The following is a 14,972-nucleotide window of genomic DNA, read 5'->3' on the forward strand; positions in this document are numbered from 1 at the left end:
GTATGAATGCGTGGATCTGCGGGCGCGGAACAACGTGAGGATCGCCGGAGCCGACAACGGTCCGACGATCATGCTCGCTCACGGCTTTGGGTGTGATCAGAATCTGTGGCGACTGGTTGAAGCCCGACTTGCAGCGAGCTTCAGGTTGGTTCTGTTCGATCACGTGGGCTGCGGTGCTTCGGACCCCGCGGCATGGGATCCCGAGCGGTACGAGTCGCTGCAGGGATATGCCGACGATATCCTCGGCATCGTTCATGAGTTGGATCTGCGCGACGTGACATACGTGGGCCACTCGGTAGCTGCCATGATGGGAGTGCTGGCGGTCGCGACCGATCCGAGCCGCTTCGCCAGGTTGGTCCTGCTTACTCCCTCACCGTGCTACATCGACAGTGGCGACTATCGCGGTGGCTTCTCGCGCGCCGACATCGATGAATTGTTGGACTCACTCGAGAGCAACTACCTCGGGTGGTCGCGAGCGATGGCGCCGGTGATTATGGGAGCCCCGGATCAACCTGAACTCTCCGACGAGCTCACTGACAGCTTCTGCCGCACCGACCCGGCATGTGCCCGGGTATTCGCGCGCACCACTTTCCTGTCCGACAACCGCGGTGATCTTGCCCGAGTATCGATTCCCACTCTGGTAATCGAGTGCGCACATGACACATTGGCGCCGCGCGAGGTGGGTGCCTATGTCCAGCAACGAATCGACGGCAGTGAGCTGGTCACGCTCGACGCCATTGGCCATTGCCCCCAGCTCAGCGCGCCGGACATCACCGCACAGGCGATCGCTGAGTTCGCCGGGGCGACGTGACACCAGAGCTGGAAGACGCATTACCCGATGGCCTCAGCACTGAGGACCTGTACGAGAACGCGCCGTGCGGCTACATAGTGGCTAAGCCTGACCGGAGCATCGTCAGCGTGAACGCCACGCTTTTGGCGTGGCTCGGCCACGAGCGAAAAACGTTGATCGACAAACCCTTTACCGACTTGTTGGCAGTAGGTAGCCGCATACACTACGAAACCCATTTTGCGCCACTGCTGCAACTGCATGGTGAGCTCACAGGCATTACCGTGGATTTGATCACCGCAGAGGGCACACGGCTTCCCGCGTTCCTCACCGCTAACATCAAATCCGATGTCAACGGCCGACCGGTTCTGCTGCGCATCGCGATTCACGACGCAGGCGATCGGCGGTCGTACGAGCGCGAACTCCTCAATGAGCGACGACGGGTCGAACAGGAACGCGCGCGCGTTCAGCTGTTCGCACGGACTCTGCAACGGTCTTTGCTGCCGCCGTCGCTTTCACCCCCCGAAGGCTTGGATGCATCTGCTCACTACCACCCCGCTTCCGCGGACGATGTCGGTGGAGATTTCTACGACTTGTTCCCGCTCACGCATGACAAGTGGGCTTTCTTCATCGGTGACGTGAGCGGTAAAGGCGCCGGCGCCGCCGCGGTGACTTCACTGACCCGCTACACCTTGAGGGCGGCGGCGGTCTTCGATGCCGACCCCGTCGCGGTGTTGGAGAACCTGCATGCTGTCCTGACCCAGGAGTTTCGCGACACCGTAAACCAATTTGCCACAGTCATTTTCGGAATTCTCACGCCACACGACGGCGAGTTCGGCATCGACCTCGCCAGCGCGGGGCATCTTCCGCCATTAGTGCTCGGTGCCGACGGCGGGGCACGTTACGTGGACACAATCGGTGGCCAGCCCGTCGGCATCCCCATGGAGCCGAAATTCGCTGCTGCCCGCATTCGGCTTACGCCGGGCGACACGCTGGTTCTCTACACGGATGGGTTGACCGAAGCGCGAATAGGCGACGGCGCGCAGCGCTACGATGATTCCGGAGCGTTGCTGGAATTCGCTGCCGCACAAGCGCCGACTACCGCGTCGGGGATTGTCGCAGCGATTCAGTCGCTGCTGGACGGCTTCGGCTCAGGTGTGGAGGATGATGTCGCGGTGTTGGCGCTGGGCGTACCTGTAAAGATGTAGCCAGTCCCGCCGAAGTCCCCCGAGTGAGGTTTCGCCGATGAAATTCGTACTGGCCGCGTATGGGAGCCGGGGCGATGTCGAGCCATGCGCCGTGGTCGGACGGGAGTTGCAGCGCCGAGGTCACGACGTGCGCATAGCGGTTCCGCCCAACATGGTCGGGTTCGCCGAGTCGGTCGGTCTCGACGCGATGGCCTATGGGCCCGACTCCGAGGCGGAGCTGAACACGGCGGCGGATTTTTTCGTCGCCAACATGAAAAACCCCTACGCCGCGCTGCCCGACGCCCTGGAACGTATCACCAAGGTCTGGGTGGACAAGGGCACGGCGCTCGCATCGCTCGTTGAAGACGCCGACCTGCTTGTGACAGGCATGAACGAGCAGCGGCTCGCCGCCAACATCGCTGAACATGAGGGTATTCCGTTGGTTGCGCTGCACTTCTTTCCGTCGCGGTTTCAGCCGTCCGGGCAGCTCAACTCACAGCTTGTCAAGATGTCCGAGGAACCCCTGCGTCGGGCGCTGGGCCTGCCCGAGGAGTCCGAGCCCGCGCCGGCGGTGATCGAGATCCAGGCCTACGACGAACGGTGCTTGCCCGGGACGCCTGAGGAATGGGCGGAACCGGGCAAGCCGTTTGTCGGCGCGCTCACCCTCGAATCGCCGGCCGATGCCGACGATGAGGTGCTGTCGTGGATTGGCGAGGGAACTGCGCCCGTTTATTTCGGCATGGGCAGCACGCCGATTTCTCCCCCGGCCGAGATCGTCGAGATGATCGCGGCGGCGTGCGCGCAATTGAACCAGCGGTTGCTGATCTGCACGGGTCCCAACGACTTGTCCGAATTCGATCACTACGACCACGTCAAGTTTGTCGACGTGGTCGGTCACGCCGCGATCCTTCCCCGCTGCCAGGCGGCCGTCCACCACGGCGGCGCGGGCACCACCGCAGCGGTGATGCGCGCCGGTGTGCCGTCGCTGATTTTGTGGCTCTGGCTCGATCAGCCGGTGTGGGCGGCCGGTGTGCAGCAGCACAAGATTGGTACGGGACAACGCTTCTCGGACGTCAACCAGCAATCGCTGGCCGCCGGGTTGAGGTCGATTCTCACCCTGGACTACCTTGATCGGGCTGGCAAGATTGCCGAACAAATGATATCGCCGCACGAAAGCGCTTCCAGTGCTGCTGATTTCGTAGAAGCCTCCGCCAGCACGGACTAGATCACCGGCCGAGGTCCCATTGGCCGAAGTCGGGAGCGAGCACCTCATCGACGTCGATGTTGATGCCACCGAGAAGCGGGCCGGGATTCGACGGGGTGTTGACCACCTCTTGGTACAACACTGCGGTGGAGTCGCGTTGCCCATGGGACCAGGACTTGGTTTGCCAGGCCCATTTGTGCCCTGCCGTGGTGGAGCGGCCGATGACGCCGTCGTTGTTCGCCCACTGGCAAGCCTGAAAATGTCCATAGATCCCGGTTCGCGCAGTGCCCAATACCGAATTGATACCGCGAAACCAGTTGACGGCCAGACTGTTCCAGGTGTCGACGTTGATGTCGTCGTCGACGCTGAAGAAGATCGGGGCGGAGTCGCTGCCTCCGGCAGCGGAGTGGAGTCGCAACGCGGTGTGGGCGTCCGCTACTCCACCGTCGAACCCACGAATGAAATCCGGGGGTGCGGTTCCGCCCGGTTTGCCGTATTGGAAGTTGCTGACGATATGCAATCCCGCGGCGCGTAACGCGTCCGCGTACTCGCGGGTGATGGGCTTGGCCTCGAAGTTCGCCCCCGGTCGCGACTCGGACACGTAGTTCACCACTCCGGCGTAGCCGGCCGATTTGATTTCGGCCGGCGCGATTCGGCGCTCGGCGAAATCGATCAGCCTGATGTTGTCGGCAGATGCTGTGCGGCCCTGCAGCATCGAGCCTAACGGTCCCAGGGTCAGCGCCACCGCGGCCGCGCCACGTTTAACGAGTTCGCGCCGTGAGACGGTTCGCAGTTCGGATGAGTTGACCATAATTCAGGCTCCACGGGTGAGGAGGGCCGTGGCGCTCCAGGGTCGTCTGCCCGGGTGGCGCGGATTCGGCTGCGGGCCCCACAGCGCCGGCCACATGAAAAGCGGCAACCTGCGAAATCGCTTGGCAGCTGCCATCAGATACTCGGATTCGAGGACTCGCCAGCCGAGGTCCTCGAAATAGGCCAGCCCGTTGTCGGGCGCGAAGATGAACGGGGCATTCTCGAACATGCCGGCCATCCTCTTGTTCATCAGCCGCTTCTGGCCAGGGCCGGTAAAGTCCAGCATCCACCAACCCACCTCGGACCGGTTGAGCGCATCCGAAAGTGCTGTGACATCACCGTCTTCCAGGTACATCAGCAGGCCCTCGGTCAAGACCAGCGCTTTGGTGGCGCCGTCAAGAGCCTGGTCGAAGAACGCGTTACGGGCCGCCGGGTCGGCAAGGTCGACCGCCGACCGAGTCAACCGGCACCGCGGCGTCTGGTCGGCCAGGAGTTGCGTCTTCTCCGCAACTAACTCCGGAAGGTCCGCCTCAATCCATGGAAAGTCATACGGAAGGTTCAGCCGGTACGGCCGGGTGTCCAAGCCGGCGGCCAGGTTCAGCACCCGGTCGCAACCGCCGGCAATAGCTTCGGTGATGGCGTCGTCGATGATCTTGGTGCGCGCCACGAGCCACCAGCCGCTGCGGCTGGTCAGCGGAGTCTTGGCGACGATCGCGCGGCCTTGCTCGCCCGCGAGACTCTCGGCCAGTGGATCTCTGAACAGCGCATCGGCCCGCGTTGATTCGGTTGCCCGGTACAGCGCCGTCCACCGGGCCGTATCCGAAACGTGGGTGATCAAATGCCCGGCGTCCGACATACGTTGCTGTATAGCACTCGGGCGCTGGTGAAACACGAATGGGTCGTGTACAAGGGTCTGATGGAGGATCCGGCCGTCAGGTCGTTCAGTCCGTCCACGTTGGGCGAGGCGGTGGTCAGGCGGTTGTATCGCCGGGCGGTGGTGACGACGCAGATCACGGTGCCCGCCGTTCCGAGCATGATCGACGAGTACCTCAAGATGTGCCACAACGTGTTTGCCGTCGCCGGCGTCCAGTACACCGCCGAGCAAGCTGCCCAGCTGAAGACGGTGCTGCAGGCCGAGTTGGCCAAGGCCTACACGGCGTCCTCCCGTTCGAACATCGTGATCTCGTTTCACGCGCCGTTCGGTATCTCGATGAATTACCGGGTCACAACCGAGTCCGTGACACTCGGAGGCGCCTACGACGGCTGGCTCACCACCCGCGAGGGACCGCTATTCGGTACTGAGCCGGACGCCCGGGTGTGGGCGCTGTCCGGCGAAGTGGCCGACCCTCAGACTCATGCCGTTCTCGACGTCGGTGCGGGAACGGGCCGCAATGCGTTGGCTCTGGCGCGGCGTGGCCACCCAGTGGATGCGGTGGAGATGAGCCCGAAGTTCGCCGACATCATTCGTGCGGAGGCCGACAGCGAATCGCTTCAGGTCCGCGTCATGGATGGCGACGTCTTCGAGACGATGGACGGTGTTCGTCGCGACTATCGGCTGATCATTCTTGCCGAGGTGGTCCCCGACTTCCGCAGCACCGATGAGTTACGCGGCATATTCGAACTCGCCTCCGATTGTCTGGCGCCCGGTGGTCGGCTGGTCTTCAATGCCTTCCTCGCGCGTGAGGGTTACATCCCCGATGATGCGACGCGCGAACTGGGGCAACAGTGCAACACGATGATTTTCACGCGTGACGAACTGAACGTCGCATCGTCTCAGCTGCCCGTTGAGCTCCTCGCCGATGACTCGGCTTACGAGTACGAGAAGACGCATCTGCCCGACGGCGCCTGGCCACCCACCGAGTGGTTCGAGGGGTGGGCCAGCGGCCTCGACCTGTTCGACGTCGAGCGTGCAGAATCTCCAATCGAGTTGCGCTGGCTCGTATATCAGAAAACGTGAGGGGTAGTCATGGCCGATGCACTCCAGTTCGTCGACGCGAACGGACTGAGGTTCGCTTATCTCGAAGAAGGAACCGGGCCACTGGTACTGATGCTGCACGGCTTCCCCGACACCGCACACACCTGGGACCACCTGCGCTCTCGCATCGCGGCGAAGGGATATCGCGCGGTCAGCCCCTTCATGCGCGGGTACTACCCCACCGCGATCCCGGATCGCGACGCCGACCAAGAAACGCTGGCGCGCGACGCCCTTGCGCTGATTGACGCGCTCGGCGCCAGGGAGGCCGTCGTCATCGGACACGACTGGGGAGCCGCGGCCGCGTACGGCGCGGCGGCGCTAGGCCCCGAACGGGTCAAGAAACTGTTCGTCCTCGCCATCCCGCATCCGGCTACGCTCAAGCCGACGCTGAAACAGCTCTGGGGGGCGCGGCATTTCGCGGTGTATAAGCTACCGGGGGCGTCAAAACGCTTCGCGCGCAATGACTTCGCGGCGCTTCCCGCGATCTGCCGCCGATGGTCGCCGAGTTGGCGGCCCGACCTGAACGAATTCGACCCGGTGCGGGCGAGCTTTTCGCATCGCGCGAGTTTGAACGCCGCGTTTGGCTATTACCGAAAGCTTTCGCCGCTACCCAGCGCGTCGCTGAAGGCGCGAATTACCGTGCCCACGATCGTGTTTGCGGGGCTCGATGATCCGATCGCGAAGCCTGCCGACTATCGGGGTGCCGCCCGGATGTTCTCCGGTGACTACATCGTCGAAGAGGTCGACGGCGGGCATTTCATGCACCGGGAACACCCCGACGCATTCGCGGAGCGACTGCTCGCTCACCTGTGATCCGGCCGAACCGCGATTTGGCCGGCCGCCGTGCGTGGCTGATATCGTGCAGGGCCTATGCCCGAAATGGATCGTCGCACCTTGATGTTGATGACGGGCTTCGGCGTGTTGGCAGCCGTGGCTCCTCTCCCACAGGCCCAGGCCTACCCACGCCCACCAGCAGCGCCGCAGGGCGGATACATCTTCCAAGACGAATTCGACGGCCCCGCCGGGTCAGCGCCTGATGGGGCGAAATGGGCGGTGGCCAAAGCGCGCGAGGTAATCAAAGACCCAACCCACTGGGAGTTGCCCGAGAACATCGGTCAATACCGCGACGATCGCCGCAACGTCTTTGTCGATGGCAAGTCGAACCTGGTTCTCAAGGCCGCGAAAGATGGCCCCACCTTCTACAGCGGCAAGGTCCAGAGTCTCTGGAGAGGCGGCGTCGGCCACACCTGGGAGGCGCGGATCAAGCTCGATTGCCTCACTGCCGGCAGCTGGCCCGCCTACTGGCTGGGAAATGAGGACCAGGGCGAGATCGACGTCGTCGAGTGGTACGGCAACGGCAGCTGGCCGTCGGCCACCACGGTTCACGCGAAAGCCAACGGCGGTGAATGGAAGACCCACAACATCGCGGTGGACAGCGGCTGGCACACCTGGCGATGCCAGTGGGACGCGGCCGGTATCCGCTTCTGGAAGGACTGGGTCGACGGCGCGCAACCGTATTTCGACGTTCCGTCGGACTCGCTGCCCGATTGGCCGTTCAACGGCCCCGGCTACACCGTCTACCCGGTGTTCAACCTCGCGGTTGCCGGTTCCGGCGGCGGCGACCCTGGCCCGGGCACCTACCCATCGCAGATGCTGGTCGACTGGATCCGGGTCTGGTAGGACCCCGCATGCGCCGCTCCCCTGGCTCGTGACAAATAACGGGGTGAACCCGCGATGCAGGTTCACCCCGTAACTACGAAATGTCAGTAGCTGTTGCAGCTGCCGGCGACCTGGTTGATCAGCGGGAAATACTGCGCAGCCCCCGGGAAGCCCTGCGCCTGCTGTGCCATCGCCTCGCGCTGTGGCGGCGGCGACGCCAGGAATTGCTGCAACCAGCCCTGCGCCATGTGCGAGTTCTGGAACTTTGCTGCGGCGGCCGGCGACGTCGCATTCAACGCCGCGACCACCTGCGGATAACTGCAGGTCGTGTTGATCGCCGCACCCATATCCGGGTCTGCGGACGCGATTCCCGCGCCAGCGAGCACCGACAATGCCAGACCCCCGGCTACGGCAGCCAGTTTGCTCAACGAACGCGTGACCATATATGGGACACCTTCCAAATAATAAAGCGCCGAACCTCGACGCCGAGAACACGAGTTTACCGGAAGGATTCGGGGGGCGGCCTTGCCGAAGATCGCGCCACCTCGGCCGACGCATCCCGTGCTCAGCCCCGCAACGCCGTGTCACAGGTACTTTTCGGGTATGGCTGAGAGCCCGGTCCGCAACCCGGCGGTGGATTTCTACCGCGTGTCGGGGGTGGTTCTCATCGTGCTGGGCCACTGGCTGGCCGGAGCGGTGACCTACCGCGACGGAGTCTTCGGTCGGCAGAATCCGCTCGTAGATCAACCCTGGACACAGTGGCTGACGTGGCCCTTCCAAGCCGTTCCCGCCTTCTTCCTGGTCGCTGGTTACGCAGCTGCGGTTTCGTGGAGCCATCGATGCATCACCGAGGGGGTGGCGCGCCAGACCTGGGTGCGTCATCGACTCGCTCGTGTGCTCGGGCCCTCGGCGGTGTATGTCGCGCTGGTGTCGGTCGTTGTCGCCGCCGTTGACGCATCTGGGGTGGCCGGGTCGACGCTGGAATATGCGGGCTGGGCGGTGGCGATGCACCTATGGTTCCTCGCCGTCTATCTGGTACTGGTCGTGCTCACGCCGATCGCGATTGCGGCACAACGCCGTTGGGGACTTGTAGTTCCGGCGTTGCTGGCGGCGGGCGTCGTGGCCGTCGACGTTGCCTCACTGGCCGGTCACGTGCCGTATCTGGGTTGGCTGAATTATCTGCTGTGCTGGGCGGTGCTCTACCAACTCGGAATAGCCTGGCAGAAAGGATCTTTGGCGGGGTTGCGACCGGTAATGCTTGCCGCCGGATCGGCGTGCGCGCTGTGGCTGTTGATCTGGCTGGGCCCCTACCCGGTCAGCATGATCGGCGTTCCGGGCCAGGCCGTGCAGAATACCGAGCCGCCGTCGCTGGCGATGCTGGCGTTCGGGTGTGCGCAGGCCGGGCTGGCGATCAGCGTCGCGCCCGGGCTCAACCGCGCGCTGCGGTCCGCTTCCGTTCAGCGAGTGTTGTCGCGAGCCAACACCAATGTGATGGCCTTGTATCTGTGGCACATGATTCCCGTGGTGATCGTGGCGATCATCGGCTACCCGGCCGGGCTGCTGCCACAACCGGCCGAGGGCCACGCAGCATGGTGGCTCGGCCGATTGGAATGGGTGATCATCCTCAGCCTGGTGACCGCGGTGGAGCTGGCACTGCTGTGGTGGGGCCGCCGATTATTCGCCGCGCCACTGCCCGCGCTCAACGTGCTCGGCGGTCGCTGGGCTGCGCCGATCATGCTGGCCGGCGCCTCGATGACTGCCTACGGGCTGGCGTTCTTTGCCGCGGAAGGCTTCGCGCCCCACGGGCATTTCCCCCGGCTGACCACAGCGATGTTCGCCGTCGGCGTGCTCCTGGTGGCGCTGTGCCCACGGGATCGCGCCCGCGGGTAGGCACACCAAATAGCGTGCCGGAGCTACGACGATGCGCTCAGCGCGGCCAGCGCTGCATCGTAATTAGGCTCTTGCGCGATCTCCGGAACCAGCTCCTCGTAGGCGACGTTGCCGTCGGCGCCGATCACCACGACGGCCCGGGCAAGGAGGCCGGCGAAGGGGCCATCGGCGATGGTCACGCCGTAGTCCTGACCGAAGGTGTCACGAAACGCCGATGCGGTCTGCACGTTCTCGATGCCCTCGGCACCACAGAAGCGGGCTTGCGCGAACGGCAGGTCGTTGGACACACACAGCACAGACACACCGCCTGCTGCGGCGCGCTCGTTGAAGGTGCGCACGCTGGTCGCGCACACCGGTGTGTCCACCGACGGAAAGATGTTCAGCAGCACGGGCTTACCGCCGAACTGGTCGTTGCTCACCGGTGCCAGATCGGACCCGGTCAGTGTGAAGGCCGGGGCCGAAGATCCGACGGCCGGCAGATCGCCGACGGTGTTGATCGGGTTTCCACGCATAGTTATCTGTGCCATGCGCACAGTCTGCCAAGGCCGAGAGGCCGGCGTGGGGCCGGGGTTGGGTCGCCCGCGGCGCGCGACATGCCCACGGGCCGGCATGCCGGCTCTTAATGTCCTCTATATATTGGCTAGCGTGCCTGAGATCAACCGACGGAACATGATGATCACAATGGGGCTGGGCGCACTGGGGGCCGCGATGTCTCTCCCGGAAGCCTGGGCTCACCCATCTCCCCCGGCGGCGCCATCAGCTGGTCCCGCCGGACCGTACATCTTCCACGACGAGTTCGACGGACCCGCTGGCCAAGGCGTTGATCTGGCCAAGTGGACGCCGCAGACCTGGCAGGACGACGTGTACCCGCCGGTCGACGGGACATACAGTGCCGGCAACGTTTTTCTCGACGGAAATTCCAACCTGGTCCTCCAGGCCACCCGCCAAGGCGACCAATATTTCACCGGGAAACTGCGCGGCAATTGGCGTGGCAGCATCGGTACCACCTGGGAAGCGCGGATCAAACTCAACTGTTTGTTCCCCGGCATGTGGCCGTCGTTCTGGACCGTCAACGAGGATCCGCAGCCGGACGGCGAGGTCGACTTGTTCGAGTGGTACGGCAACGGCGAATGGGCTCCCGGCACGACCGTCCACGCGGCATCCAACGGAAAGACCTGGGAAGGAAAATCAATTCCCGGGATGGTGGACGACGCCTGGCACACCTGGCGCATGCGTTGGGATGAGGAAGGCTTCAAATTCTGGCGCGACTACGTCGACGGATCCAAACCGTACTTCAGCGTTCCGCCGAAGCCGATCCACGTTTTCGGAGCACCGCCCGAAGATAAGCGGTGGCCGTTCAGCAATCCCGGCTATTGGATGACGCCCATGTTCACACTTGCGGTCGGCGGGGTGGGCGCCGGCGATCCCGCCGCGGGGACGTTCCCGGCCCAAATGCTGGTCGACTACATCCGCGTCTGGTAGCGGTTCACCGCACGGCCTTGATCACCTGAACCAGGTTGAACTGCCACCGCTCGACGAGGCGAAAGCCTAGATCGTGCGGAACCGCGAAAGCCGGGGTCACTCCGTAAAGAGGCCCGGGCGGGAGCGCCGAGCCCTGCCCGTGCGCGTGCATCGCCGTGTCAGCTTGGGTGATGATCCACACGACGCGGCACTGGCCGAGTGGTTTCGCCACAACTTGGGGGATGAGGTTGGTATCGAAGACGTCGTTGCGATCGGTTGCTCGCTGCCAGAGGGTCAGGTCGACCAGCTTCCGGTAAGCGTCCGGGCGGGCCGCCAGCAATGGGCGCATAGGTGCTGGCATGAACGTCACCGTGTCATTGACCAGCAAGCAATCGCCGGGCGCTGCCTTGGCCGTGATCAGGTCCGCGACTTGGCTGTAGTCCATACCGTATTTCGCGTACGGATTACGTTGCGCCGAAACATAATTCGGTGCCGCGGCAACCGCGAGGAGGCAGACGACGGCTGGCGCCGCCCATCGCGTGACAGCCAATGCGCCGATGCACACGCCCAATATCACGGCCATCGCCGGTGCGGTGAAGCACAAATAGCGCGGCGTGTACACGGGGTGAATTACCGCCGACCAGGCGACGATCACGGCGGTCGGTATGACAAGCCAGCCAATCGCCAACGTCAATAGCTGACGGTCCGCCTCCACAAGGGGCGCGGATGTAAAGAGCCACAACACCATTGCCGTCGCGACTATCAGCGCGGACAGAATTGCGAACGGAGGGCTCCGCTCGAAATACTGTTGCACTGCCACATCCTCGATCGTCCGGTGCGCAATCGGCGCGACCCAACTGATCTGATGCGTTTGGCCGATGGCCGCAATCAAAAACGGCGTCAGCGCGCAGCCGGCCAGAACGGATGCAAGCGCGAACCGTAGTACGACGGTTCGGCTGCGCGGAAAGGCGCAGATGAAAGCGACGTACACGGGCGACAAAAGCAGCAGATACACGTCGAGCAAAACCGACATCGCCAGGACGAGGCCATAACACAGCCACATCCACGCGTCGTCGCGGCGCGTGGCGCGGATGAACAGCACCGTCAGCCACACGGCGGCCATCATCGAGAGCGCATACGGGCGAGCTTCGATGCCCGCCCACGTCGCCCGGGGCAAGATCGCGCACACAACTCCGGAGGCCACCGCGACAGTGCGAGATGAGAACTGCTTGCCTAGCACCACGACTCCGGCCGCGGCGGCCCCCACCGCGAGACCGCTTGGCACGCGGGACCAGAATTCGGTGGGCGGGACGATTTTGAACCAGCCGTGCATGAGCACGTAGTACAGACCCTCGACCGCGTCGACGTTTCCCAGCATGTGCCACAGCTGGCTCAGCGAACGACTGTAGGCGGCCGAAATCGTGGCGGCCTCGTCGTACCAGAAAGACGGGCGGCCCGCGCCGGCCAGGCTCACGACGGAGGCCAACACTGCAACGATCACAGGGTCCAGCGCGGCTCGCGGCGGTGTCAGTCGATCACCGTGCACCGTTGCGACCGGGCGTCTTGAATACCCGCTGATCACGTCGCCATGGTGCCAGAAGCGCAGCGGACATTGCGCGCCGTCCCCTTCCGGCTAGCGCCGCGACTGGCGCACCTTGTAGGTGGACGGCCACGAGTGCCGGCTGTCGTCACCCACCAGGGGCGTCCCCATACTGCCGACTTTGACGGCGTACGCTTCCTCGCCCGCGCCGACCTCGCGATTGGCATGTTCCTGGGCCAGGTAGTACAGCTCGTCGATGGTGGCCTCGTGGTAGGCGACGAACGTGGTCTTACGGACGATGTCGCCGGCCGCGGCGATCATCCAGTCGGGCAGGAATCTGGTGGCGAGCGTGCCCAGACCCAACAGCGAGAACGGAACCACCCAGTAGCCGATGTAGGTCAGCGGCGTGGTGGTGTCGCGTACCGATGCGTTAGCCGCCACGATCGGTGGAATCGCGGACGACACCGTCATCCCCGCGAACACGCCGACCCAGATCCAGGTGAGCCGCGAGGTGATCTGGCCGAAAACATCGCTGTTGACCACCGCCGGAGGTTGATTCGCCGCGGCGTATTCGTGCACGAACGACGTGCCCGACTGAGCGGCGACCAGGGTGACCAGCAGGATTCCCGCGATGCTCAGTGGCAGCGCCCACCGCTGCAGAAACAACTGGCTGGCCAGCAGTGTCACCCCAGTTAGCACCAAGAACGTTGCACCAGAACCGATTTCGAGCGCACGCCTAGGTGTGCGGGTGAGATAGCCGGCGACCAGTCCGGCGATCGCGATCACGAAGGCGACCGAAGCCGCAACCAGGAATGATGCATTGCCGACCAGGACCCAATAGACGATCCACGGCGCGAAGCCAAACAGAATGCCCACGATCGATCAGTGTATGGGCGCGTGCGGCTCGGCGGGGGCGTCGGGTAGCGATAGCTCAGCGCTGCAGGCTGCGCAGGGTGCTCGTCACAAATTTGCTGAGCACCTCATCGCGGTCCGCCCCCGGCACTCCGGCGCTGATGAGTTGTGCGTGCACGCCGATGAGGAAGAACGCGGCGCTGTCGTAGGCGCCGACATCGTCGTACAGTTCGCCGCGGTTTCGCGCGCGCTCGATCTCGGCAGCGAGCAACACGAAGGTCGGGTGTTTGATCCAGTGATCGTCCACGGGGCGCGCCGGCGAAAAGTACAGGCTGATCACATCGCGGAATAGTGCAGCACCCCAACGGGTCTCAAGTGCGACGACGAGCCTGATGATCTCGTTCAGAACAGCCGGCAAGTCGCGGCGGGTTTCGAGAAATCGGCTCAGCTCCTCAGCGAGATAGTCCTCATCGCGTCGGATCAACTCCAGCAGGACATGTTCCTTGGTGGGGAAATGGAAGTAGAAGGTACTGCGGGCAACTCCCGCCGCCTCCACGATCGCGTTGATGTCCGCCGAATTTGCGCCGGCACGCTGGAACTCCACGATCGCGGCGTCCAGTACCCGCGCCCGCGTCTTGCGGCGCTGGGCTTCGCGACCCGTCGCAGTGTCCGGCACGCACCTATTCTGCAGCATCCGGTCAACTCGCTGACAGATATCACTTGAAATTGCCGTTCAACGGAGCCGAGCGTGGATGCACTCCTCTGGCTTTCCGCCAACTACAGGCCATTTTGCAAGCAAGACATCGGCCCGCCGACTTCGAGCGGAGGCATGATGTCGTGGATTTCGTTGTCATTTGTCAGTGAACGTGCTAGATCTAAGACGGCACGGGGTCGTAGCGAGCCAACTGAGTGGCCCGTCGACGTCGTGCGACGGCGCGCGATTTCGCATCAGGTGAGGCAGGACGGAATCGATGAATACCAGAGGTCAACGCATCCTCTTGTGGACGGCACCGCCGGCGGTGGCTTTGTTTGCGCTTGCTTATCTTGTGTTCCCGGTGTTTTCACCACCGCTGTCCCCGACCTTGACGCCCGATCAGGTGGCAGCGTTCTTCCGGGGCAACGTCACGGGAATCCTCGGTGTGGCGATCCTCTGCAACCTCATTGCGTGCGCTTTGGTGCCACTGTTCGCGGTGACAGCCGTGCAGATCTCTCGTGCCGCAACGTCGAGCACTGTGCTGACGTACGCCTATATCATCTGCGTCGGCGTCGGTACCACGGCGTTCATTCTCGCCGACTACTGCTGGGGGATGGCCGCTTTCAGGCCCGAACGGGATCCGCAGCTCACCAGCCTGCTCAATGACATGGCGTGGTTCTTCTTCATCGCGCCGGTTGGCACGATCATGGTGCAGAACCTGTGCTTGGCACTGAGCGTCTACCTGGATGAGCGTCCAGATCCGATCTTTCCGCGCTGGGTCGCGCACTTCAACGTCGCGACCGTTGCGCTGCTGGCCCCGAGCGCATTCTCGATCCTCTACAAAACGGGCCCACTCGCCTGGAATGGTCCACTGTCGTTCACATTGCGGTTGACGACATTTGCCGTCTACATC

At 63.7% G+C, this 14,972-nt stretch carries 16 protein-coding genes; 9 read left to right on the top strand and 7 right to left on the bottom strand.

Translation table 11 applies throughout. The features are described 5' to 3' along the window. Positions 1-10 precede the first annotated feature (10 nt). From WAN02_RS17475 to WAN02_RS17485, 3 genes are read left to right on the top strand one after another with little or no spacing between them, the layout of a single operon-like run. A complete protein-coding gene (locus tag WAN02_RS17475) occupies positions 11-811 on the top strand; it encodes an alpha/beta fold hydrolase (protein ID WP_422265508.1) in 801 nt (266 codons plus the stop codon). 8 nt (positions 812-819) lie between these two features. After that, positions 820-1,995 carry a PP2C family protein-serine/threonine phosphatase gene (locus tag WAN02_RS17480; protein ID WP_422265509.1) on the top strand — a complete coding sequence of 392 codons (1,176 nt, stop codon included), beginning with the start codon at positions 820-822 and terminating at the stop codon, positions 1,993-1,995. Positions 1,996-2,032: 37 nt separating this feature from the next. Beyond that, positions 2,033-3,199, top strand: coding sequence for a glycosyltransferase (locus tag WAN02_RS17485; protein ID WP_422265493.1), 1,167 nt, complete (start codon positions 2,033-2,035; stop codon positions 3,197-3,199). A 1-nt stretch (position 3,200) separates the two neighbouring features. On the opposite strand, the gene WAN02_RS17490 is transcribed toward WAN02_RS17485, so the two are convergent. Together WAN02_RS17490 and WAN02_RS17495 are read right to left on the bottom strand one after the other, a co-directional pair. Next, the gene (locus tag WAN02_RS17490; protein WP_422265494.1) at positions 3,201-3,989 is read right to left on the bottom strand and encodes a DUF1906 domain-containing protein; all 789 of its coding nucleotides are present in this window, start codon (positions 3,987-3,989) and stop codon (positions 3,201-3,203) included. A 3-nt stretch (positions 3,990-3,992) separates the two neighbouring features. Then, positions 3,993-4,844 carry a class I SAM-dependent methyltransferase gene (locus WAN02_RS17495; RefSeq protein ID WP_422265495.1) on the bottom strand — a complete coding sequence of 284 codons (852 nt, stop codon included), beginning with the start codon at positions 4,842-4,844 and terminating at the stop codon, positions 3,993-3,995. A gap of 60 nt (positions 4,845-4,904) precedes the next feature. Between WAN02_RS17495 and WAN02_RS17500 the strand changes: the two genes are divergently transcribed. Genes WAN02_RS17500 through WAN02_RS17510 form a run of 3 tightly spaced genes read left to right on the top strand, consistent with a single transcriptional unit; the run spans position 4,905 to position 7,643 of the window. Continuing rightward, positions 4,905-5,945, top strand: a complete 1,041-nt coding sequence (locus WAN02_RS17500; RefSeq protein ID WP_422265510.1) for a class I SAM-dependent methyltransferase — start codon at positions 4,905-4,907, stop codon at positions 5,943-5,945. 9 nt (positions 5,946-5,954) lie between these two features. Next, complete coding sequence (locus WAN02_RS17505; protein WP_422265497.1) at positions 5,955-6,776, top strand: alpha/beta fold hydrolase; 822 nt, start codon at positions 5,955-5,957, stop codon at positions 6,774-6,776. 57 nt (positions 6,777-6,833) lie between these two features. Further along, positions 6,834-7,643 (top strand): glycoside hydrolase family 16 protein, encoded by an 810-nt coding sequence (locus WAN02_RS17510; RefSeq protein ID WP_422265498.1) that lies wholly within the window; start codon positions 6,834-6,836, stop codon positions 7,641-7,643. Between the two features lie 83 nt (positions 7,644-7,726). Here WAN02_RS17510 and WAN02_RS17515 read toward each other — a convergent pair whose 3' ends face one another. After that, positions 7,727-8,065 carry a hemophore-related protein gene (locus WAN02_RS17515; RefSeq protein WP_422265499.1) on the bottom strand — a complete coding sequence of 113 codons (339 nt, stop codon included), beginning with the start codon at positions 8,063-8,065 and terminating at the stop codon, positions 7,727-7,729. Between the two features lie 160 nt (positions 8,066-8,225). On the opposite strand from WAN02_RS17515, the gene WAN02_RS17520 reads away from it, so the two are divergent. Beyond that, entirely contained in the window at positions 8,226-9,512 is a 1,287-nt protein-coding gene (locus tag WAN02_RS17520; protein WP_422265500.1) for an acyltransferase family protein, read from the top strand. 23 nt (positions 9,513-9,535) lie between these two features. On the opposite strand, the gene tpx is transcribed toward WAN02_RS17520, so the two are convergent. Then, positions 9,536-10,039: a thiol peroxidase gene (gene tpx, locus WAN02_RS17525; protein ID WP_422265501.1), complete on the bottom strand. Its 504-nt coding sequence runs from the start codon at positions 10,037-10,039 to the stop codon at positions 9,536-9,538. 127 nt (positions 10,040-10,166) lie between these two features. Between tpx and WAN02_RS17530 the strand changes: the two genes are divergently transcribed. Then, entirely contained in the window at positions 10,167-10,994 is an 828-nt protein-coding gene (locus WAN02_RS17530) for a glycoside hydrolase family 16 protein (RefSeq protein ID WP_422265511.1), read from the top strand. 4 nt (positions 10,995-10,998) lie between these two features. Here the strand turns inward: WAN02_RS17530 and WAN02_RS17535 are convergent, their stop codons facing one another. The 3 genes from WAN02_RS17535 to WAN02_RS17545 all read right to left on the bottom strand — a co-directional run bounded on the left by WAN02_RS17535 (position 10,999) and on the right by WAN02_RS17545 (position 14,059). After that, positions 10,999-12,519, bottom strand: a complete 1,521-nt coding sequence (locus WAN02_RS17535) for a glycosyltransferase family 39 protein (RefSeq protein ID WP_422265512.1) — start codon at positions 12,517-12,519, stop codon at positions 10,999-11,001. A gap of 87 nt (positions 12,520-12,606) precedes the next feature. Next, a complete protein-coding gene (locus WAN02_RS17540; protein WP_422265503.1) occupies positions 12,607-13,389 on the bottom strand; it encodes a hypothetical protein in 783 nt (260 codons plus the stop codon). 55 nt (positions 13,390-13,444) lie between these two features. Beyond that, the gene (locus WAN02_RS17545) at positions 13,445-14,059 is read right to left on the bottom strand and encodes a TetR/AcrR family transcriptional regulator (protein WP_422265505.1); all 615 of its coding nucleotides are present in this window, start codon (positions 14,057-14,059) and stop codon (positions 13,445-13,447) included. A 277-nt stretch (positions 14,060-14,336) separates the two neighbouring features. On the opposite strand from WAN02_RS17545, the gene WAN02_RS17550 reads away from it, so the two are divergent. Further along, positions 14,337-14,972: hypothetical protein (locus WAN02_RS17550; RefSeq protein WP_422265507.1), on the top strand; the 636-nt coding region annotated here is incomplete at its 3' end.

It is taken from the genome of Mycobacterium sp. (assembly GCF_049281135.1).
GTDB lineage: Bacteria > Actinomycetota > Actinomycetes > Mycobacteriales > Mycobacteriaceae > Mycobacterium.